Here is a 21672-nt window from a genome sequence, read left to right on the forward strand (position 1 = left end):
AACCTGAACATGCGGTACGTCTGGGGAAACGCGGGGCGACTGCTGCTCAGTCGAACGCAGGCTGCGCCAGCTGCTACAGAGGGTTGTGAGCAGGTTCATGCGAGCGTCCTTTCGACGGCGTCAGTAAAGACCTTTGGTGACGCCAACTGCATTTCGCGGCTGGCCATGTCGACGGCGACCTGCACCGAGCTGGCACGTGTCAGGCGTTCGCCGGTTTCCATGTCACTGATCAGGTAGTTGATCTTCAACCGGTTCTCCCACTCCACCAGATTGGCGCGCACGTTCAATTTTTGGCCGAACATCGCGCCGCGCACGTACCGCAGTTGCAAGTCGATCACCGGCCAGGCGTAACCCGACTCGGCCATCGCCGTGTAGTTGTGGCCGATCTTGTCCAGCAGTGCGCAACGGGCAACTTCCAGATATTTGACGTAATGGCCGTGCCAGACCACGTGCATGGTGTCGACGTCAAAGAACGGCACGAGGATTTCCGTATCGGTATGAAGCACTCCCTTGCTACGCATGCAGCCTCCAGTGTTGCTCGGCTATTCGTTTCAGGCACAGGCGCAATTCGCCTTCCAGGGCACGATCTTCGATGACCGGCGGGAAGTCCTTGGCCAGCTGTTCGTGCATAGCGGCCAGGGCCGGCGGCAACGGGCGAGCGTCTTCGGCCTTGCTGCGCAGCCACACGCCTTGGTTGGCGGCGAGCAGGGTCGCGGCGGCGACCTGCTCGGTCAGCTCCAGCACGCGAATCGCATCGCGGGCGGCAATGGTGCCCATGCTCACTTTGTCCTGGTTGTGGCACTCGGTGGAACGCGAGAACACGCTGGCCGGCATAGTGTTTTTCAGTGCTTCGGCGGTCCAGGCGCTGGTGCCGATCTGCACGGCTTTGAAGCCGTGGTTGAGCATTGCCCGGTCAGCGCTGGCGCCGGACAAGTTGCTCGGCAGGCCATGGTTGTAACGCTCATCCACCAGCAGTGCGAGTTGCCGGTCGAGCAGGTCGGCGACATTGGCCACCAGGTTCTTCAGGCTGTCCATGGCGAACGCGATGTGGCCGCCGTAGAAATGCCCGCCGTGCAGCACGCGTTCAGCTTCGGCGTCGATGATCGGATTGTCGTTGGCGCTGTTGAGTTCAATTTCGATGAACGAGCGCAGCCAATTCAGGCTGTCGGCCAACACACCGAGGACGTGAGGCGCGCAACGCAGGGAATAGCGGTCCTGCAGGCGGTGCAGCGGCGCGGTCGGCGCGTCGATCGCCAGATCCTTGCGCAGCCAAGCGGCGACTTGCATCTGCCCCGGGTGTGGTTTGGTAGCGAACAGGCGTTCGTCGAAATGTTCCGGGTTGCCCTGCAAAGCCACCACGTTCAGCGCGGTGATGCGCGTGGCCAGTTGCAGCAGATAATCAGCGCGGGCGAATGCCAGGCAGGCAAGGCCGGTCATCACGGCGGTGCCGTTCATCAAGGCCAGCGCTTCTTTCGGGCGCAGCACCAGCGGCTGCCAGCCGAGTTCATGGTGGACGTCAGCCGCGTGTCGGCGCTCGCCACGGAACATCACTTCGCGCTCGCCGGAAAGGGTCGCGGCGACGTAGGACAGCGGCGTCAGATCACCGCTGGCACCCACCGAGCCTTCTTCCGGGATCAGCGGCAGGATGTCGTGTTCGAGAAAGGCTTGCAGGCGTTCCAGCAGCTCCACGCGCACCCCGGACACGCCATGACACAGCGACTGCAAGCGCGCCGCGAGCACCGCGCGAGTGGCCTGCTCATCGAGCAGTTTGCCCAGACCGCAACCGTGAAAGGTGTACAGATGACGGGGCAGCGCTTCGACGTGATGCAGCGGCACCGCGACCACGCAAGAATCGCCATAGCCGGTGGTCACGCCATAGATCACGCCTTCCTTGTCCAGCAGGGAGTCGAGGAATCGCGCGCCCTTGGCGATACGCTCGCGGTACGCGGGATCGCCCTGCAACTGCGTCGGCACCTGACGGTTGGCCAGGGCCAGCACGTCTTCGATGCGCAAAGGGAGTTCGCCGAAGGTTACCGGCTCATGCGTTGGCGTCGTCATCGGTCTTCCAGAAAGGGTAAAAGTTGAACCATTGTTGGGGCGCTTCAAGGCAATAGTGACCCAGGCGCTCGGCGTAGCGGGACGCCCACTGATGAATGACCTGTTCGCGGTCGCTGCGTTTCCAGACCACGGCCTCGGCAAACGGTTCGAGGGTTACGCGATATTCGCCCGACGGTTTCTTCAGGCACATCAACAGATTGATCGGGCATTTCAACAAACCGGCCAGCAACCACGGCCCCTGAGGGAACGCAGCGCGATGGCCGAGAAAATCCACGGTCACTGTGCGTGCGCCGTGCAGCGGCACGCGGTCGCCGGCAATCGCCAGCCATTCACCGCGCTCCAGGCGCTCATGCAATTGAAGCATGATCACCGGGTCCAGCTCGCTGACCTGGATCAGCCGCAGGTTGGTCGCGCCGGCCTCGCCGAGCAAACGGTTGAACTGCTCGGCGTGTTTGGTGTGGACCAGCACGTTCATCGTGACTTTTTCACCGATTTCCGCCAGTGCGCGGCAGACCTCGAGATTGCCCAAATGTGCGCCCACCAGCATCTGTCCGCGGCTGCCACGCAGTTGATTGCGCAGCAGTGCCGGGTCGATGATTTCAATCTGGTCGATGCTCAGCTTGCCGTTCCACACGTCGAGCTTGTCGAGCATGGAGTCGGCGAACGCCATGAACTGGCCGAACACGCGCCAATGGGTAGGGCGCAACTCAGGGCGAGCGCTCCAGTCGGCGAGATGTTGCTGGTATTGCCAGGCGCTGTGGCGAGCGCTGCGCCCGAACAGGAAAAAGTACAGGACGATGCCGTACAAAATCGGACTCAATAGCCGCCGCCCCAGGACTTTGGCGCCGAACGCGGTGAGCTTCATCAGCCAGAAACTGCCTCGCTCCTGGCGGTCAGCCCAGTGCTTCTTGTCTACGTCACTGCTCATGCTCGCCACCGTCGCCAGAGGATCACCGGAGCCCGCAGCAACATGCCGAAAAACAGCCGCGTGTGCATGCTGGAAATCAGCACATTGTCGTGAAACAGGCGAAAGTGCGAGACGCCGTCCAGCGGGTAATGAACCCGGGTCGGCAACCACTGCATCGCCTGATTGCGCCAGGCCAGGCGCACGAGGATGTCCGAGTCGAAGTCCATGCGCTTGCCGATCTTCGCCGAGTCGACCAGCGCCAGGGTGGGTGGCAATGGATAGACGCGAAAGCCGCACATGGAGTCGCGAATCTGCAAGGACAGCGTGTTGATCCACACCATCACGTGCGTCAGGTAGCGAGCGTATAAACGACCTTTGGGCACGCTGGCGTCGTATTGCGGGTACCCACAGATCACCGCGTCAGGATGAAGGCGTGATTGTTCGATAAAGAGCTGCACGTCTTGCAGGTCGTGTTGACCGTCGGCGTCCACTTGCAACGCGTGGCTGAAACCCAGGCGTGAAGCTTCGCGCAGGCCGGTCATCACGGCGCCGCCCTTGCCCTGGTTGGTGGCAAGGCGGACCAAGTTGACTCTTTCGCGCTGGGCGAGTTGATCGAGGACTCTGGCGCAGGCTGGATCGCTGGCATCGTCCACCAGAATGCACGGCAGGCCACTGGCGATCAGCGCGTCGACCACCGTGGTGATGGCAGTTTCGTGGTTGTAGACCGGGATGATGGCGCAGGGGTTATGCATACCGAGTCACACCTCGCCTATGTAGCAGCTGGCGAAGCCTGCGTCCGGCCGCGAAGCGGTCGTAAACCGGTACTTGCGGTTTCTCGGAATATGGGGGGTGGAGTCGATGCGAGCGCTTCGCACTCGGACGCAGCCTTCGGCAGCTGCTACAGGGGACTTCAACTTATCCACAAGCAGCCTCCAGCAAAATCCGCCCACTGGAGCAGGTAGCAGTCTCATTGCGATAAGCGAAATACAATTTGCTGCGTTCCGGGTCAAAGCGCAGGTGCAGCTGGATTTCGTCGCCCGGGCGCACCAGTTGCTGGAACTTCAGCACTTCCATGCCGGCGAATTTGGCCGGCAGGTCCATCAATTGCTGGCCGAGATTCAACGCCCACTCCACCTGCACCACGCCGGGCAGTACCGGCGTTTGCGGGAAGTGGCCGCTGAAATAAGCGAGGTCCGGCGGGACTGCCAGTTGCAGGCTCCACTCGCCCTCGACTTCGACCTGTTCGAGCACTTCGGGCGTTTTGACGCGGGGCGCCAGCAGCAGGGCCTCGACATCGGCCTGAGGCAGTTTGCCCTGAGCGTTCAGCGGCAATTGCCGCAGCAATCGCCAGCGTCGAGGCAGGGCGAGGGCTTCGCAATGTTGGCTCAGGTGCTGACGCAGTGCTTGCGTTAGCGTGCGTCGACCCTGATTGCGCAAGGAATGCAGACCCGATTCGCTCAGCACCAGCAGCGCACCTAGCGACGCGCGGTTTTCCTGGACCACGCCGAGGCGCGCTTCCGCGACCCAGTCATGGTCCATCAGCGCTTTTTCCAGCATGGGCAGCGAGATGCGTTTCTCTTCCAGTTTGACAATCCGGTCCAGTCGTCCCAGCAGTTCGAAGCGGCCGTTGGCGGTGATTCGTGCGGCGTCGGCTGTGTGTTCGAGGTGGCCGGCTGGCAAGTACGCAGATTTGATCAGCAGCGCGCCGTCGCTGTCCTGGCTCAACTCGACGCCAGCAAACGGCTGCCAGAGATCGCTACCCTGACGCCAGGCGATGCCGCCGGTTTCCGAGCTGCCGAAAATTTCTGTCGGCCATTGATGCAGGCGTTGGTGCAGGCTCTGCGCAGCCTCGGCAGGTAACGCACCGCCGGAGGAAAACACCCGTCGTACGGCGCTCAAGGCCGGCCAGTCGAGGTTGTCACCCATGCGTTTGAGCAGCGCCGGGCTGGCGACCCAGGCGAAGGCCGGGTGTTCACGACTGGCGCGCTGCAAGTCCTCGGGGAACGCCAGTTGCTTGCGTGCGAACTGGCGCCCGGCGCACAAGGGCCACAGCACCCGAAACAACAGGCCATAGATGTGTTGGGTGGCGACGCTGCCGATGATGCACGCCCCGCCCAGGTCCGCGCCCCAGAGCTGTTCCAGCGCTTGAACTTCATTGGCCAGCTGGCGCAGGGTTTTGTCGATACGCTTGGGTTCGCCACTGGAGCCGGAGGTGCAAAGGCTCAGCTGGCAGGTGTCTAAATCCAGTGCGGCACCCGCGAGAGGCGGATGGCGGTAATCGCTCAGGTGCGCGTCATCGGCCAGATCGGTCAGCCACAGATCGACTTCGCTGGACCAGCGTTGGCGTGTCTGCGGTTGGAGATCCGCAGGCAGCAGCACGCTGACGCCGGCACGCCAGGCACCGAGCAGGGCAATAGCCAGGTCGGCGGCGTCTTCAAGGTGCACGGCGATGCGCTGCACACCTTGGGCTTGCAGGCCGGCCGCCAAGCGCAGGGCCTGATCGCACAGTTGTGCATGATTCAACGCCGGTTCGGCCGTTACGGCACGCTCCGGCTGAGCCTTGAGCAACAACTGCTCAAGCTTTATCCAATTCATGAGTGGCCTCGTACCCGTTGTCGTATCAGCCATTCAATGGCAAACAGCAGGCCCATCAATCCGTAGGAAATCAGGCCGGTGTACAACATCCACCAGCTCAGCGGCGCCCAAAGGGTCAGGGCGGCGGCGAGCAAGCCGTTAAAGATGAAAAACACACACCAGACAATCGTCACCTGGCGCGTGTAAATAATGGCCCTGGCTGGCAGGTGCGGTTCACGCAGGCGCGCCAGGCGTTCGACCATCGGCGGGCCGAATTTGAGGCTCAGGCCAAATAGCCCGAGCATGAACGCGCTGATCAGCACCGGGTACCAGCGTAGCAACAGCGGACTGTCGAACAGCGCCAGCAACAGGCAAAAAACTATCGCGATGGTCGCCATCCACAGGCTGCCGGGACGGCGAGTGCCGAACAACGCCCGAGCCAGCCACAGGCTGCCCAACAGCAGGCCGAATTGCCATGGAGCAAAATGTTCCATGCCGAAATACACCGCGAAGGGGTACAACAGGCCCGCGAGCAGCAGGCCAAGGCCGATCAGTCGGCTCATGCGGCGGGTTGAACCAGGCGATAGACCGCCTCGACCACGTCGCTGACAGTACGCACCGATTTGAATTCTTCGGCGGCGATTTTCTTGCCGGTCTGGCGCTTGATGTGATCGATCAGGTCGACGGCATCGATACTGTCGATTTCCAGATCCTGATACAGGTTCGATTCGAGGCTCACACGTGCCGGGTCCAGCTCGAAGAGTTCGACCAAAGCATCACGCAGGGTGTTGAAAATGTCGTCACGAGTTTGCATGGTCCGGTCTCAAGCTGCCTGTTTTGCAGTGACGAACGCCGCAAGGCTCGCCACGTTAGTGAAGTGATTGCGGGTGTCTTTGGCGTCGGCATCGATTTTGATGCCGTATTTTTTCTGAATCGCCAGACCGAGTTCCAGAGCATCCACCGAGTCCAGACCCAGGCCTTCGCCGAACAGCGCTTGATTGTTGTCGATGTCGTCGGCACTGATGTCTTCGAGGCCGAGGGCATCGATGATCAGTTCTTTGATTTCCAGCACCAGGCTATTCGTGTGCAGATCGCTCATCTTCGGCGAGCTCCTTAATAAAGTAAGTATGCAAATAATCGTTGAGCTTGCGAGAAGCCTGTGGGGGTGGGCCACTCGCGGCGAAAGTCTGTGGGTCTATATCGGCCCCGACGCGGAAGCTGAAGTGCACGCGGCGTTTCGGGATCCGATACCAGGGCTCGGCCTTGGTCAATGTCGTCGGGCTGACCTTGATGATCACCGGGGTCAGGATTTTCGCACCTCGCAGGGCGATTGCCGCGCCCCCCCGATGAAAGGCCGGCGCCTCGCCAGGCTGGGTGCGCGTGCCTTCGGGAAAGATGATCAAGGTCTGACCGCTTTTCAACGCGTCGGCAGCCGCGTCGAGCATGTCCATGCTGCCGTCGTTGCTGATGTATTCGGTGCGGCGTAGCGGGGCGCGAGTAAAGGGGTTTTCCCAGAGGCTTTGTTTGACGACGCAGTTGGCGTGTCGTACCAGGCCAATCAGAAACACGACATCGATCAGCGACGGGTGATTGGCGAGAATCATTTGCCCGGGGCGACCAAGCTTTTCCGCGCCCTGGATGTCGTAGGTCAGAACGCCCGTGCGGGCCATGAACCGGACAAAAAGCCAGAAGCAGCGGCTGACGGTTTGTCGCGCGCGCAGACGGTGGGTCTGGGCATCACCGGGCAGCCAATTGAGCAACGGGAAAACCACCAGCCGCAGGCACAGGCCACCCAACCCGAAGAGGGTGAAGCTTGCTGCAGTGGCCAGCAGACGCCAGTAATAGGCGTCGCGGTTTTTTTCGGTTACCGGGTGCGATGCCAGGTCCATACACGATTCTTCCAGGCATGTTGGCAGGTGGTTTGCTGGCCGAGCAGGGTACGCAACAGATTCAGGGCATGGGGCCAGTGGGCGTTGGACAACCTTTGCGTCGTACTGTTCAGGGACAGCTGCCAGTCGGTACCGGGGGTCAGCAACAGAGCGACGGCATAGGGAAACGGCACATCGTCGATCCAGGTCTCGTAGGCGCTGGGCGGCTGTTCTTCGGTGACAATCAGCAGGACGGCAGGTGCGCCTTCGTCGAGCATCGCCGCGGCCTCTAGCATGCCGTGTTCAAGCCCGTCGCCGGCTGCGGCGAGGGCCGTCATTTCGCTGGTTTCGCCACGCATGATCGACCAAAGGCCAATGACGGCGTTGTGCACGGACAGGCTGAAGTGAGTCGGCGACAACGGTTGGTCGGCTGCGAGATCGCTGAGGATTTCGAACGTGCGCGGGGTTTCGCCATGGCGGGAAATAAAGACCAACGGTAGGTCAAGGCGGCCATCGGCCAAGGGCCAGCCAACACTGAATGCCATTCGCGCCAAACGGCTGAGTCGTCGGCGCTGCATGGCGGGCAGGAACGACACATCGGGGGCGGCATCGCTGCTCGCAAGCACGACCGGCTGCCGGCTCCATGCCTGCCAATCGTCCACGCTTTCGAGCCCGGGAGCCCACGCGCGCCATTGGGCGATGTTGAAGTTGATCACAGACATACATCCCGCCCCAGCGGGGCTTCTTTGACGCGGTGAGTCGCACAGACAGCGACAGACCTTACGTGACGCGTAGCGCCGAGTGGCGCGCATTATCCCGGTGCTACGGGTGCGTAGCAAATGCTGGTTACATTTTGCGCAATGAAATGTACCGTCCGGTTCGGCAAAAAAAAGTATCGATTAGCCATTATCCACAGTGTGAAGCTCATGGCTGTCGGCCTTTGCCCGGGTCAATGGAAGTTATTACTGTTTTTTCATAAGGAGATTGGAGCTGACTGTGTAGTCCTGTTCCGCCGAGGTAGCTAAGCGATGCTCTGGAACACTACACTCGGTCATTCTTTGATACACGGAGAGGTTTTGACATGCGGCGCGTGGTGTTTAATCAAAAAGGTGGCGTGGGCAAATCCAGTATTGCCTGCAATCTGGCGGCGGTCAGCGCCAGTGAGGGCTATCGCACCCTATTGGTGGATCTCGATGCCCAGGCCAACTCCACTCAATACCTGACAGGCCTCACCGGCAGTGACATTCCGATGGGCATCGCCGATTTCTTCAAGCAAACCCTGTCCTCCGGACCGTTTTCGAAGAAAAACCAGGTCGACATCTACGAAACGCCCTTCGACAACCTGCACGTGGTCACCGCCACCGCCGAGTTGGCCGACTTGCAGCCCAAGCTGGAGGCCAAACACAAGATCAACAAGCTGCGTAAGTTGCTTGAGGAGCTGGGGGAAGATTACGACCGGATCTACCTGGATACACCGCCCGCGCTGAACTTCTATGCAGTATCAGCGTTGATTGCCGCGGATCGTGTGCTGATCCCCTTCGACTGCGACAGCTTTTCGCGTCAGGCGCTCTACGGCTTGCTGGCGGAAATCGAAGAACTCAAGGAAGACCACAACGAAGGCCTGGAGGTCGAAGGTATCGTGGTCAATCAGTTCCAGGCCCGCGCGAGCCTGCCCCAGCAGATCCTCGACGAATTGATTGCCGAAGGTTTGCCGGTATTGCCGGTGTATCTGGCCAGTTCAGTGCGCATGCGCGAATCCCACCAGGCCAACACGCCACTGATCCACCTCGACCCACGGCACAAGCTGACCCAGCAATTCGTCGAGCTGCACAAACTGCTGGAAAGTGCCTGATTCTTGCGCATACCGCCGAACCCCTGTGGGAGCGAGCCTGCTCGCGAAGGCGATGTAACAGTCAACTTTGATATCGACTGACACTCCGCTTTCGCGAGCAGGCTCGCTCCCACATTTGAATGCTGGTGGCTTTTAAATCCCCTGGCTACGCAACCAGCTCATCAACTGCGGTAACGGGAAAGCCCCGCTCTGGCGCGCCACTTCCCGGCCGTTTTTGAACAGAATCAAACTCGGTATCGAGCGAATCCCCAACTGCGCCGACAACTGCGGGTTCGCCTCACTGTCCAGTTTCGCCAGCCGGCACTTGCCCGCCAACTGACCGGCCGCCTGCTCGAACACCGGCGCAAACGACTTGCACGGCCCACACCAATCCGCCCACACGTCCACCAGCAATGGCAAATCGCCTTTGATCTGGCTGGCGTAATCGCCTTGCTTCAATTCGAACGGTTTGCTCAGCAAGACCTCGGCCTTGCAGCGACCACATTTTGGATGGTCGTTGAGGCGTTCAGCGGGAATGCGGTTGAGGCCGTTGCAGTGGGGGCAAGGGATGAGGAGTGGGTCAGACATGGTCGTGCTCTGAATAAGTGGAAAATTTATGAAGCTGATCTGGAGCCGGGAGTGCGTTTATCAAGTCGGAAACCTGAGTGTCGAGTTTCAGGAAGAACAACTAATCTCCAAATGCTTGCCCCACTCCGGCGGCCGCTCGGCATAACTCTCCATCCCCGGCTGTTGCTCAAACGGATTACTCAACACCGCGTGCAGCCGACGAACCTCTGAATAGTCGCCGCTCTCAGCCGCATCGATAGCCTTTTGTGCCAGGTAATTACGCAGGATGTACAACGGGTTGACCGCGTGCATCCGTGTTCGGCGCTGTTCCTGATCAACCACGCCCTCGCGAGCCACCCGGGCGACGTAAAGCTCGCCCCAGGCATCGAAGCCTTTGATGTCGACGAAGTCATCGCGCAATCGGGCGACGGCCTGTTCAGGTGATTCATCCCCAAGTCGGCGGAAGAACAGGCTGTAGTCGACGCCACTGTTCTGCATCAGTTGCAGCAGCTGTTCCAGCAGTTTCTGGTCATCGTCTTCGGCGGTGGTGAAACCGAAGCGACGGCGCATCAGGTCCAGGTAATGGGCCTGGTACAGCGGCAAGTACAGCCCGAGGGCTTCGCGCAGGGCTTCGACGCTGATGAATGGCGTCAGGGCCTGGGCGAGGGCGCTGAGGTTCCACTGGCCGATCGGTACCTGGTTGCTGAAGGAGTACCGGCCCTGATCGTCGGAGTGGTTGCAGATGAAGTGGGCGTCGAAGTCATCGAGGAAGGCGAACGGGCCGAAGTCGAAGGTGATACCGAGGATCGACATGTTGTCGGAGTTCATTACCCCGTGGCAGAAGCCATAAGCCTGCCACTTGGCAATCAGCTCGGCGTTGCGCTCAACGATTTCACGGAACATCGCCAGATACGGTTCCGGTTGTTCCAGGCATTCGGGAAAATGCATGGCCAGCACATGTTCGCCGAGCTCTTTCTGCTTCTCGGGGCGTTTGGTGTAGTAGAAATATTCGAAATGCCCGAAGCGCACATGACTGGGTGCCAGGCGCAGGAGCATTGCCGCGCGTTCTTGCTTCTCGCGCCAGACCGGCGTGTCGGAGCCGATCACGCACAGTGCGCGGGTGGTCGGGATGTTCAGCGCGTGCAGCGCTTCAGAGGCGAGAAATTCGCGGATCGAGGAGCGCAAGACCGCGCGGCCATCGCCCATACGCGAAAAAGGCGTTTGGCCGGCACCCTTGAGGTGCAAGTCCCAGTGCTCACCGGCTTCGTTGTAGACCTCGCCCAGCAACAAGCCGCGACCGTCGCCCAGCTGTGGGTTGTAGGAACCGAACTGATGCCCGGAATAGACCATCGCCCGTGGCACTGCGTCGGCCCAGAGCTTGTGGCCGCTGAACAGCTCGGCGAACTCCGGGGTTTCGGCCACGTCCGGGTCCAGGTCCAGCAGCTTCATGGCCGCAGGGCTGGCCACCACCAGGCGCGGGTTATCGATGGGCTCAGGCAGCACATGGGCGGAAAACGTATCGCCCAGGCGGGCAAAACGATTATCGAAGGTCAGTTCGTCGAGGGCTTTCAACGGCCATCTCCAGCAGAATGTCCGAGCATTCTGCTAGGGATAGGGCAGTTAGTCGAGCTTGGCGGCTGGCGGTTCTTGCAGCGGTTTACCATCGGCCATCGGCACGATGGTTTTGCTTTCCGGCTCGATCGGCACCAATTTGTATTCCTGGCCATGAAGGTTCTTGAGGTAGACCTCCATCTGCCGGAACGAGATATTGATGTGCTGCTTCTTGAACTCGCGGTTGATGAAGCGGTTGACCTCATCGAGCACCGGGTTCCGGTCGCCAAGGTCGCGCACATGCATGCGCAATTCGTGGTCGAGGGTACTTTCGCCGAAATTCAGGAAGTACACGTGCGGTTCCGGGTCCTTGAGCACACGCGGGTTATCCCGGGCGGCCTTGAGCAGCAGCTCTTTTACCAGGTCCAGGTCCGATCCGTAGTCGACGCCAAGCTTGAGCGTTACCCGGGTGATGGTGTCGGTCAGGGACCAGTTGATCAGTTGCCCGGTAATGAACGTCTTGTTCGGGACAATGATGTCCTTGCGGTCGAAGTCGGTGATGGTCGTTGCGCGGATGCGGATTTTGCTGACCGTGCCCGACAGGTTGCCGATGGTAATGGTGTCGCCGATCCGCACCGGACGTTCGAACAGAATCATGATGCCGGAGATGAAGTTTGCAAAAATTTCCTGCATCCCGAAACCCAGACCGACCGAGAGCGCTGCCACCAGCCATTGTAATTTGTCCCAGCTCACGCCGAGCGTGGATAAGGTTGTGACGAAACCGACCCCGGCAATCACGTAAGACAGCAGCGTGGTCGTGGCGTAGGCGCTGCCTTGCGCCAGATTGAGCTTGGACAACACGAACACTTCCAACAGACCCGGCAAGTTGCGGGCGAGGGCGAAGGTGATGCCGATGATGATCAGCGCGCCCAGCATGTCGCCGATGCTGATCGGTACCATGCTCATGGCTGCGCCCGTGCCGCTGGTGTATTCGTAGAGGGTGATGTTGTCCAGGTACGAGAACACCGAAATCAGATCGGACCAGGCCCAGTACAGTGCGCCCATGAAAGCGCCGAGCAGCGCCAGACGGATCAAGCGCAGGGATTGTTCGTTGACCTTCTCGATGTCCAGTGTCGGTTCTTCGATCACGGCTTCGCCGTCACCGGCCTCTTTCGCAGCCAGACGTTTGGTCAGGGCTCGATGGTACGCCAGGCGGCGGGCTGCAACGCTGAGCCCGCGGACAAAAGTGGCTTCGATCACCAGCCAGAACATCAGCAGGTAAAGGGTGTTGATCAGTCGGTCACTGAGCTTGAGCGCGGTGTAGTAATAGCCGAAGCACACGGCCACGAACAACGCGATCGGCAGGGCGGTAAACAGGATCCCCACGATTTTGCGGAATAGGGAAGCGTTCTCGTGCGTCGGGCTGCGCATCAGCAAACGGCTGAGCAGCCACGCCATCAAGGCGTAGCAGGTCAACACCACCGGCATGCCGAGCACATCATCGGCCAAGGTCGCCGGTTGCAGCTCGGCGACAGCCACCACCGCCACCAGCGCCATCACCACCAGGCCGAGTCGACGGATCCAGCCCTGAAGGAATTCGACCTGAGGTTTTTCCCAGCGGAAATGCAGTTCGGCCACGCCGCCCGGCGCGAGAATCCGGTAAGCGGTGTAAAACACCAGCCACGCCATCGCCATTTGCAGCAGTGCAGCGCCCATGTTGGCGTTCTGCCCGCGGGCGTCGATCTGCAAGGCGAGGCCGCACAAGGCCAGGCCCAACGCGACAGGCATCGCCAGTAAAATATTGACCAGAATGGCCTGCGGCGTGTGCCACTGGCTATCGCGCTTGAAGTGGCCGATGTCCTTGTGAACCTTGTTCAGTCGGGCATACAGGCTTTTGCGTCGCCATAGCAGGGCGCCGATCAGCAGTACCAGCGGCAGAAACAACAGCGGCCGTTGAATCAGGCCATCGCTCAATTCACTCAGGCTGGAGAACCACGGCAAGGTAGTGATCTGGCGCTGCAAGCGTTCCGGTACCGCGCGTATCCATTCCATGTCCAGCGGCTTGTTGCTGGGAATCCAGAACATTTGTTCGTCGAGAGTCGCGCGCAGGCTTTGCGCGGTGCTCAGCAATTGTTTCTGATTGAGTTGCAGGGTGATGGATTCGTTGAGCACGGCGCTCAATTCGCGGTTCAGTCGGTCCAGCAGGTCGGCGCGGGTCGTGGCTAGTTCCAGCAGGCTCTTGCGCAGTTGCGGGGTGACTTGCTCCGGCGGTTGGGTGGACAGCAGGTTGTCAACGTAAGAGGCCGGGTTGCTCAGCAATTCGCGTTGCTGGCTGACTTCGAACTGATAGAGGCGAATGTCGGCGATCTGGTCCGCCAGGTTGCGGTCGAGCCTTAAACGCGGCAGGGACTGTTTCTGTTTGTAGAGAATCTTGGAGAGCAGCAGGCTGCCCTTGAGCACGTTGATCTGCTCGTCCAGCGCCGAATCGCTTTGTGTGACGTTGTCCAGTTGCTGCTTGGTTTGCAGGTTTTGCTGGGTGACTTCGTTGAGGCGGTCCGTGCTTTTGAGCAAGTAGTCGGAGAGCTTCAGGTTGGCTGCGCTTTCCGTGGCCAACAGGCTGCTTCCGCCGGATTTCTGCGCCTCGATGGACTGCTGGGTCACCGTTTCCTGGGACTGGGCCAGGCGTTTCTGATTGATCAGGGTTTGCAGTTCCTGGATTTCCTGATCCAGGCGATCGGATTTTTCCGACAGCAAATCGTGCTGGCTGTTGCCCAGATCCTGCAACTGATTGTTGCCGGCCAATTCCTGGCGACGCAGCGGAATCAGTGCGTTCAGGGCGGTGAGTTCGGCATTGAGCAAATCGCGCTGTTCGCCGCTCAAGGTTTTGCCGGCATCTTTGCCGGCCTTGAGGACGTTGTTGATTTGTTGAATGCGCGTCTGGCTGGCCGAAATTTCGGCCTGGGCGCGCTCCGGGCGAGTCTGGGCGGTAATCACCAGGGTGTTGGCGTCGGTCAGGGCCCTTTGCAGATCGCTTTGCTGGGTCGAGCGCTCGGTGAGCATTTGCTCGAGTTGCGGGATCGACAGGTTGGCATAGCGTTGTGTCACCGGCTGCACTTTGCTGGCCTTCAGGCGCGCCAGTTCACGCTGATTCTCGATGACTTGCTTTGGCGCGGCGGCCAGTTGTTGTTTGACATCGGCCAGTTTTCGCTCGTAGTCACGCTGGTAGTTGAGCTGGGTTAGCGTGTTTTGCAGAATGGCTTGCAGAGCTTTCTGATCGGCTTCCGGCAGTTTGCGGTCGGCGATCTTGTCCAGACTCGTCTGCACGGCTTCGCTGGACGGCGGTTCGGCCGCTTGTAGCGTGCCGATGGAGAGGCTCAGGCCCAACAGGGCCATGATGAAAAAGGTGCGCAGGGTTGACATAGAGACCGATCGAAAACGAGACGAAGAATGGAGTTTAGAGGAACAAGCCCGGACCGGGGCGACTTCCTTCGGGGAATCTGACGCCCACTTTGCCGATCTTGTTCCCCTCCATGACCGCGACGGTCCAAATGGTGTTGTTCCACTCCACCTGGTCACCGACAACGGGCGCACCCCCGACTTTCTGGGCGATGAAGTGGCCGAGCGACATGTCCGGATCGATGCCTTCGACTTTCAACCCGTACAGCGCCGCAACCGCGCCCAGCTGGGCGTCTCCTTCGAGCACGAAGTCGCCGAAGAAGCGCAGATCCAGACCCCGTTGCGGTGCCCGGCTGAAGAGTTTTCCGAGGGCCGGCAGGTTGTGTTCATGGCCAATAACACACAGCAAATCATCGACTTCGAGCACAGTACTACCCGACGGATGGAGCAATTGCTGGCGACGAAACAGCGCGGCGATGCGCGTGCCTTCGGGCATTTTCAGTTCGCGAAGGGGTGAGCCGATGCACCATTTCTCGGCGCCGAGGCGATAAACGAACATCTCCCACTCGCTGGTGACATGCACTTCCAGGGCGGAACGCGAGATCGGCGCGGGGTCAGGTGGCACCGTCACTTTCAGCAGTTTGGCCACCCACGGCAGGCTCGTGCCCTGCACCAGCAGCGACACCAGCACAATAAAGAACGCGAGGTTGAAATAGAGCTGAGCGTTGGGCAGGCCGGCCATCAGCGGGAACACCGCCAAAATGATCGGGACCGCGCCGCGCAAGCCGACCCAGGAAATGAACGCTTTTTCGCGGCCATGGAACGCCTTGAACGGCAGTAAACCGACCACCACGGACAACGGCCGCGCAAACAGAATCATCCACAACGCCAGACCCAGCGCGGGCAGGGCAATCGGCAGCAGGTCATGCGGTGTGACCAGTAGGCCCAGCACCAGGAACATCCCGATCTGCGCCAGCCAGGCCATGCCGTCGAGCATGTGCAAAATGCCGTGCCGACTGCGCACCGGGTGGTTGCCGATGACCAGGCCACACAGATACACCGCGAGGAAGCCGCTGCCGTGCAGGGCGTTGGTCAGGGCAAACACCACCAGGCCGCCGGCAATCACCAGAATCGGGTAGAGGCCGTTGGCCAGATTGATGCGATTGACCAGTTGCAGCATGACCCAGCCACCTGCGAGACCGACGACGGCACCGATTCCGAACTCCCGCATGAAGTGCACGAGCAGGCTCCAGTGCAGGCCGGTTTCCCCGCTGGCGAGCATGTCGATCAGGGTCACGGTGAGGAACACCGCCATCGGGTCGTTGCTGCCGGATTCGATTTCGAGGCTGGCGGTGACCCGTTCGTTCAGGCCTTTGCCACCCAGCAGCGAGAACACCGCTGCGGCGTCGGTAGAGCCGACAATCGCGCCGATCAACAAGCCCTGAATGATGCTCAGGTTAAACAGCCAGGCGGCCACCATGCCAGTCAATGCGGTCGTTATTAACACCCCGACCGTGGCCAGCGACAGTGCAGGCCAGAGTGCAACGCGGAAACTCGCGACCCGGGTACGCAAACCACCGTCGAGCAGGATTACCGCCAACGCGAGGTTGCCGACCAAATAAGCCGTGGGGTAGTTATCGAAAATAATGCCGGCACCGTCGACACCGGCGGCCATGCCCACGGCCAGGATAATCACCAGAATCGGGATGCCGAGGCGTGACGAAAGTGAGCTCACCAGAATGCTCGCACCTACCAGCAACGCGCCGATCAGAAACAGGCTGTTGATGGTGATTGCATTCAAAGGCGTTACTCCAAAAAACTGAAAGGCGGGCACAAACTGACCATGCAGTCTGCGTGCCAGCGATTCTAACCTGTTGAAATGTGATGCTGTCAAAAAGGTTTTGGTGGTATCGCAGCAGTAGACGCGACCTGCCCCTGTAGCAGCTGGCGCAGCCTGCGTTCGGCTCGGGCCGCGTTCGGACGCAGCAGTCGTGATTCCGGCATGCCGGATCTTCCTGACATACCGCGAATCACAATTTGACGACTGCTGCGCACCCGTTCGGCGCGTCACGCTGACGTTTGAGTGAGTCTTGAGTCCCTGCGCGTTTTTGTCGCACAAGGGCTCCCAGCGACGAAGTGCAGGAACCCCATCCGCCAATCACAGTCTTTACTGCTCGCGAGAAAGGTTGCCTGCCAGGAAAGCCAAGGCCTTGGCCCGGAATAACCCTGGCGTGCGTGGTGACTTTTCTTTATCGTACGCGCCCTTTGAAAATGCTCGGAAAATCAAAATGTTGGAAGCATCCCTTAGCCAATTGGAACAGCTGGTAAATGACTTGGTGCAACAGAACCAGGCACTGCTCGGCAGCAACCAGACCCTGAGTGCAGAACTGGCTCAGGCCAAGGATGAAAACGAAAGCCTGCAACTGAGCCTGATGGAACAGGAAGAGAAACAAGGCGCCACTGCCGCACGCATTCAGGCCCTGGTTGAGCGCGTCAGCGCTGGTCCGGTCAGCGCATGAATCAAGGCGCCGCAGGGGTAAAAGTCGTCTCGATCCTGGGGGAGGACTATTCGATCAAGGCGCCGGCCGGGGAAGAGCAAACCCTGCTGGACGCCGCGATGATGTTGAAGGCTGCTTTGGCCGACACCAAAAGAAAGTACCCGACATTGATCGGTGACCGCCTGTTGGTACTGGCCGCGATGAATCTGTGCTCGCAGCAGATCGAAATGCAAAAGCAGCACAAGCAGGAACTCGACCGTTACCAAGAGCAAGTCAGCGCCACGGTTGAAGTGATCTCCAAGACGATCAATCAGGCCTGATCGGCTTTGCGCACAACCAAAGAATAAATTGTCGATATGTGTTGTATACAATCGGCACGGCTGTTGCAGTGTTTCAGCCTCTTATTCTTTGGGGGTGTTCCATGCAGTTTTGGCGACGCAGTATTCAATGGCAGTTAATCCTGAGCATGGGCACCGCCCTGCTGGTCAGTATTCTGATCGTGGTGGGCATTTATACCCTCGTGGTTAACCGTCTCGCCCAGAGCTATCTGGTCGAACAAGCCCTGCCGTCGAGCATCGAAGCGATGCGCAACGACATCGAGCGAATCCTCGTTCAACCCCTCACCGCCGCCAAGGACATCGCCAGCAATAGCATGGTGCGCGACTGGTTGGCCGGGGGTGAAGACGATGTCCGGACGGCGACGTTCGTACGGTACCTGGAAGGCATTCGCGCTGAACACAAAGCCTTTACCGCGCTGATTATCGGCACGGCTTCGAATCACTATTTGACCGAAAAAGGCCTGGAACGGACCCTCAGCCGTTCCAACCCCAAAGACGCCTGGTTCTACTCATTCCTGGACAGCAATCAGCCGCGCACCCTCAATATCGACAATGACACCGCGACCGGAGAATTGGCGCTGTTCATCGACCTCAAGGTTGAGCAGGCTGGTAAAGTCGTGGGCGTTGCCGGGCTTGGCCTGAGCATGAAAGAGCTGTCGGAGCTGATCCACAACTTCAGCTTTGGTGAGCGCGGAAAGGTCTATCTCGTGCGTTCCGACGGTTTGATCCAGGTGCATCCCGAGGCGCAATTCAGCGGCAAACGTACCTTGACCGAGCAGATCGGCTCTGCGGCGGCGCAAGCAGTCATGGGTCAACTCTCTAACTCCACAGCGTCCGCCACCAACAGCAGCTTTATAAGAGACGGCGAAGACTTCCTCGCCTTGAGCCTGCCGCTTCGGGACTTGGGCTGGACGCTGGTGGCCGAAGTGCCGCAGTCGCAGATCTATGCCGAAGCCCGCCGCGCGATGTGGATGAGCAGCGGCATCGGCCTGGCGGTAGCGCTGGTGTGCCTGTTGCTGGTGGTATTGCTGGCTCGTGGTTTGGTGCGTCCGATCCGTCAGGTAACAGCGGCGCTGGTAGCCATTGGTAGCGGTGGTGGCGATTTGACCCATCGGTTGGATGCCAGTCGCGCCGATGAGCTGGGCGATCTGGCGCGCGGCTTCAATCGGTTTCTGGACAGTCAGCGCGAGATGATCGGCGAAGTACTGACCACCAGCGAACGACTGCGCACCGCAGTTGGCCAAGTGGCGAAGGTGGTGGACAACACCGCGGAACGTTCTGGTCGTCAGCAGGAAATGACTGACATGGTGGCCACCGCTGTTCATGAGATGGGCCTGACCGTGCAGGAAATCGCCCAGAACGCTGGCAACGCGGCGGTCGCGTCGCAGAATGCTCGCGATGAGGCGATGCAGGCTCGCGAAGTGGTGGGCGGCTCGATCCGGCATATCGAAAGCATGTCCGACGAAATCGGCATCGCGGCGGGTGCCGTGGGTGAGCTGGCCAATCAGGTGGCATCGATTGATCAAGTGCTGGCAGTGATTCGCGGGATATCCGAGCAGACCAATTTGCTGGCGCTCAACGCGGCCATCGAAGCGGCGCGGGCCGGGGACATGGGCCGTGGTTTTGCGGTGGTGGCGGATGAAGTGCGCACCTTGGCGCGACGCACGCAGTCGTCGACCGATGAGATTCAACAGATGATCGGCAGCCTCAAGCAGGGGGCGGAGAATGCGGTGTCATCAATGCACAGCGGACAAGCGGCGACCGGCACGGGTGTCGAATCGAGCCAGCGTACCGGGGCGTCGTTGACGGCGATTACAGGGCAGGTGGAACGCATCAGTGACATGAACCATCAGGTGGCGACGGCGACGGAAGAGCAGTCGGCGGTCACCGAAGAGATCAACCGCAATGTGCAGGGGATTTCGGATTTGGCCCGGGCGACGGCGGGGGAGGTCAGGGCTTGTCGTGAAGACTGTCAGACGTTGCAGCGCTTGGCTGATGATTTGGCGCGGCAGATGGGTGGGTTCAAGCTGGGCTGAAAAAGTGCGTTGGCTATGCTGACGCCTTCGCTGGCAAGCCAGCTCCTACATGGCCGGTGCGTTCACACCAAACCCTGTAGGAGCTGGCTTGCCAGCGAATAGATTTCAGCTGCAGCACAAGTTCGGGATCAGAACCACTCATCCTGCATCCCAAGACAAACATCATCCCGAGCCTCAAGAATCGCCAGCTCATGGTGGCAACCTGGCACTTCCCACGTCAGGAAATACCGCGCCGCCTGCAGCTTGCCTTTATAGAAGCTGACATCCGCCGCATTGCCTTTGGCCAAGCCTTCCTCGGCACGAATCGCCTGTTCCAGCCAGCGCCAGCCAATCACCGTGTGCCCGAACACTTTCAGGTACAGCGCGGAGTTCGCCAGGCTGCTGTTGACCTTGCCTTGAGCCAGATCAGTCAGCAGGCCGATGGTCACTGTTTGCAGGCGTGCCACCAGTTTTTCCAGCGGTTCACGCAGCGCGGTCAAGGATTCATATGCCTGCGCCCGCGCGCCGGTGTCGGCGATCAGTCGGATCAATTGCTTGAGCCCGGCACCACCGTTCTGCGCCAGCTTGCGCCCTAGCAAGTCCAACGACTGAATCCCGTGCGTGCCTTCATGAATCGGGTTCAGACGATTGTCGCGATAGTACTGTTCCACCGGGTATTCACGGGTGTAACCGTGGCCGCCGAGAATCTGGATCGCCAGTTCGTTGGCCTTCAGGCAAAATTCCGACGGCCAGGATTTGACGATGGGCGTCAGCAAGTCCAGCAGTTCATGGGCCTGCTTACGCTCGGCTTCGGTCGCAAGCGTGGTGGTGTCATCGAACAATCGCGCCGCATAGAGGCCGAGATCGAACGAACCTTCGACGTACGCCTTCTGGGTCAGCAACATGCGTTTAACGTCGGCGTGTTGAATGATCGCCACTGGCGCGGTGTTCGGGTCCTTGCTGTCCGGCACGCGACCCTGTGGCCGCTCGCGGGCATATTCCAGCGAGTACAAATAACCGGCGTAACCGAGCATCACCGCGCCCATGCCGACGCCAATCCGCGCCTCGTTCATCATCTGGAACATGTAGCTCAAACCGTGGTGCGGCTTGCCCACCAGATAACCAACACACTCGCCGTTATCGCCGAAATTCAGCGCGGTGGACGTGGTGCCGCGCCAGCCCATTTTGTGGAACAACCCGGCCAGCAACACATCGTTGCGCTTGCCGAGGCTGCCGTCATCGTTGACCAGAAACTTGGGCACGATGAACAGCGAAATCCCCTTCACCCCGGCTGGTGCGTCCGGCAGCTTGGCCAGCACCATGTGCACGATGTTTTCCGACAGCGGGTGGTCGCCGCCGGAGATAAAAATCTTGTTGCCCTTGAGGCGATAAGTGCCGTCAGACGCAAGCTCGGCGCGGGTACGAATATCCGACAGCGACGAACCGGCATGCGGCTCGGTCAGGGCCATGGTGCCGAAGAAGCGGCCGTCGATCATCGGCTGCAGGAAGCGCTGTTTCTGCTCCTCGGTGCCGAAACTTTCGATCAGATTCGCCGCGCCCATCGTTAAAAACGGGTACGAAGTGGATGCCGCATTGGCGGATTGAAAATGCGCGAAGCAGGCCTGGGACAATAAGGTAGGAAGCTGCATGCCACCCGCGTCGAAACTGCGCGCGGCATTGAGGAAACCGGCTTCGAGGAACGCATCCACCGCCGGTTTCACTTCCGGGATCAGAATCGCCTGACCGTTCTCATAGCGCGGCTCGTTCTCGTCACCCTTGCGGTTGTGCGGGGCGAAGAATTTTTCGGCGATATTGCGAGCGGTGCCGATGGCGGCATCGAAGGTCTCGCGATTGTGCTCGGCGAAACGCTCACGCTGGGTCAGGCCCTCGGCATCGAGGACTTCATACAGCTCGAAAGCCAGATTGCGGGAACTGAGCAACGTCTCGGACATGGCGGCCTACCTTTTTTTGGAATGGACCGAGTCTAGGCGCGGAAATAAAGGCTGAACAGGATGATTGATGCCGGTGATAGAAGGGCAAAACATCGACCTGTAGGAGCTGGCTTGCCA

At 60.0% G+C, this 21672-nt stretch carries 19 protein-coding genes and 1 pseudogene; 5 read left to right on the top strand and 15 right to left on the bottom strand.

Features of this window, described 5'->3' with window-relative positions; all coding sequences use genetic code 11:
* Positions 1–95: 95 nt before the first annotated feature.
* The 10 genes from AC1DWM_RS23680 to AC1DWM_RS23725 form a co-directional block, all read right to left on the bottom strand.
* Positions 96–521 (bottom strand): acyl-CoA thioesterase, encoded by a 426-nt coding sequence (locus AC1DWM_RS23680; RefSeq protein ID WP_223519998.1) that lies wholly within the window; start codon positions 519–521, stop codon positions 96–98.
* Entirely contained in the window at positions 514–2058 is a 1545-nt protein-coding gene (locus AC1DWM_RS23685) for an HAL/PAL/TAL family ammonia-lyase (protein WP_477796273.1), read from the bottom strand. The genes AC1DWM_RS23680 and AC1DWM_RS23685 overlap by 8 nt, the downstream gene beginning before the upstream one ends.
* On the bottom strand, positions 2039–2986 hold the full coding sequence (locus AC1DWM_RS23690; protein WP_477796274.1) for an LpxL/LpxP family acyltransferase: 948 nt from the start codon (positions 2984–2986) through the stop codon (positions 2039–2041). Before AC1DWM_RS23690 ends, AC1DWM_RS23685 begins: the two co-directional genes overlap by 20 nt.
* Complete coding sequence (locus AC1DWM_RS23695) at positions 2983–3717, bottom strand: glycosyltransferase family 2 protein (RefSeq protein ID WP_477796275.1); 735 nt, start codon at positions 3715–3717, stop codon at positions 2983–2985. The genes AC1DWM_RS23690 and AC1DWM_RS23695 overlap by 4 nt, the downstream gene beginning before the upstream one ends.
* A 163-nt stretch (positions 3718–3880) precedes the next feature.
* Positions 3881–5560 (bottom strand): ApeI family dehydratase, encoded by a 1680-nt coding sequence (locus tag AC1DWM_RS23700; RefSeq protein WP_477796276.1) that lies wholly within the window; start codon positions 5558–5560, stop codon positions 3881–3883.
* Complete coding sequence (locus AC1DWM_RS23705; protein ID WP_223520008.1) at positions 5557–6102, bottom strand: COG4648 family protein; 546 nt, start codon at positions 6100–6102, stop codon at positions 5557–5559. The genes AC1DWM_RS23700 and AC1DWM_RS23705 overlap by 4 nt, the downstream gene beginning before the upstream one ends.
* Positions 6099–6353, bottom strand: a complete 255-nt coding sequence (locus AC1DWM_RS23710; protein WP_007947135.1) for an acyl carrier protein — start codon at positions 6351–6353, stop codon at positions 6099–6101. Before AC1DWM_RS23710 ends, AC1DWM_RS23705 begins: the two co-directional genes overlap by 4 nt.
* 9 nt (positions 6354–6362) lie before the next feature.
* Entirely contained in the window at positions 6363–6638 is a 276-nt protein-coding gene (locus tag AC1DWM_RS23715) for a phosphopantetheine-binding protein (RefSeq protein WP_223520010.1), read from the bottom strand.
* Complete coding sequence (locus AC1DWM_RS23720) at positions 6616–7428, bottom strand: lysophospholipid acyltransferase family protein (protein WP_223520012.1); 813 nt, start codon at positions 7426–7428, stop codon at positions 6616–6618. The genes AC1DWM_RS23715 and AC1DWM_RS23720 overlap by 23 nt, the downstream gene beginning before the upstream one ends.
* Complete coding sequence (locus AC1DWM_RS23725; protein ID WP_223520013.1) at positions 7404–8129, bottom strand: beta-ketoacyl synthase chain length factor; 726 nt, start codon at positions 8127–8129, stop codon at positions 7404–7406. The genes AC1DWM_RS23720 and AC1DWM_RS23725 overlap by 25 nt, the downstream gene beginning before the upstream one ends.
* Positions 8130–8488: 359 nt before the next feature.
* Between AC1DWM_RS23725 and AC1DWM_RS23730 the strand changes: the two genes are divergently transcribed.
* Positions 8489–9259 (top strand): ParA family protein, encoded by a 771-nt coding sequence (locus AC1DWM_RS23730; RefSeq protein ID WP_223520015.1) that lies wholly within the window; start codon positions 8489–8491, stop codon positions 9257–9259.
* A gap of 132 nt (positions 9260–9391) precedes the next feature.
* Here AC1DWM_RS23730 and trxC read toward each other — a convergent pair whose 3' ends face one another.
* The 4 genes from trxC to AC1DWM_RS23750 all read right to left on the bottom strand — a co-directional run bounded on the left by trxC (position 9392) and on the right by AC1DWM_RS23750 (position 16553).
* Positions 9392–9826: a thioredoxin TrxC gene (gene trxC, locus AC1DWM_RS23735; protein ID WP_223520017.1), complete on the bottom strand. Its 435-nt coding sequence runs from the start codon at positions 9824–9826 to the stop codon at positions 9392–9394.
* 87 nt (positions 9827–9913) lie between these two features.
* Positions 9914–11377, bottom strand: a complete 1464-nt coding sequence (selO, locus tag AC1DWM_RS23740) for a protein adenylyltransferase SelO (protein ID WP_223520019.1) — start codon at positions 11375–11377, stop codon at positions 9914–9916.
* A 48-nt stretch (positions 11378–11425) separates the two neighbouring features.
* The gene (gene mscK, locus AC1DWM_RS23745; RefSeq protein WP_223520021.1) at positions 11426–14776 is read right to left on the bottom strand and encodes a mechanosensitive channel MscK; all 3351 of its coding nucleotides are present in this window, start codon (positions 14774–14776) and stop codon (positions 11426–11428) included.
* Between the two features lie 34 nt (positions 14777–14810).
* Entirely contained in the window at positions 14811–16553 is a 1743-nt protein-coding gene (locus AC1DWM_RS23750) for a potassium/proton antiporter (RefSeq protein ID WP_223520023.1), read from the bottom strand.
* 487 nt (positions 16554–17040) lie between these two features.
* On the opposite strand from AC1DWM_RS23750, the gene AC1DWM_RS23755 reads away from it, so the two are divergent.
* The 4 genes and pseudogenes from AC1DWM_RS23755 to AC1DWM_RS23770 all read left to right on the top strand — a co-directional run bounded on the left by AC1DWM_RS23755 (position 17041) and on the right by AC1DWM_RS23770 (position 19624).
* Positions 17041–17271: a hypothetical protein gene (locus AC1DWM_RS23755; protein WP_007947124.1), complete on the top strand. Its 231-nt coding sequence runs from the start codon at positions 17041–17043 to the stop codon at positions 17269–17271.
* Complete coding sequence (locus AC1DWM_RS23760) at positions 17268–17570, top strand: cell division protein ZapA (RefSeq protein ID WP_150778964.1); 303 nt, start codon at positions 17268–17270, stop codon at positions 17568–17570. The genes AC1DWM_RS23755 and AC1DWM_RS23760 overlap by 4 nt, the downstream gene beginning before the upstream one ends.
* A 146-nt stretch (positions 17571–17716) precedes the next feature.
* A pseudogene (locus AC1DWM_RS23765) lies at positions 17717–18760 on the top strand (HAMP domain-containing protein); the annotation flags it as partial.
* A 132-nt stretch (positions 18761–18892) separates the two neighbouring features.
* On the top strand, positions 18893–19624 hold the full coding sequence (locus AC1DWM_RS23770) for a methyl-accepting chemotaxis protein (RefSeq protein ID WP_411741871.1): 732 nt from the start codon (positions 18893–18895) through the stop codon (positions 19622–19624).
* Positions 19625–19752: 128 nt separating this feature from the next.
* On the opposite strand, the gene AC1DWM_RS23775 is transcribed toward AC1DWM_RS23770, so the two are convergent.
* The gene (locus AC1DWM_RS23775) at positions 19753–21555 is read right to left on the bottom strand and encodes an acyl-CoA dehydrogenase (protein WP_223520027.1); all 1803 of its coding nucleotides are present in this window, start codon (positions 21553–21555) and stop codon (positions 19753–19755) included.
* Positions 21556–21672: the final 117 nt, after the last annotated feature.

This window comes from Pseudomonas sp. P4_C8, from assembly GCF_056401975.1.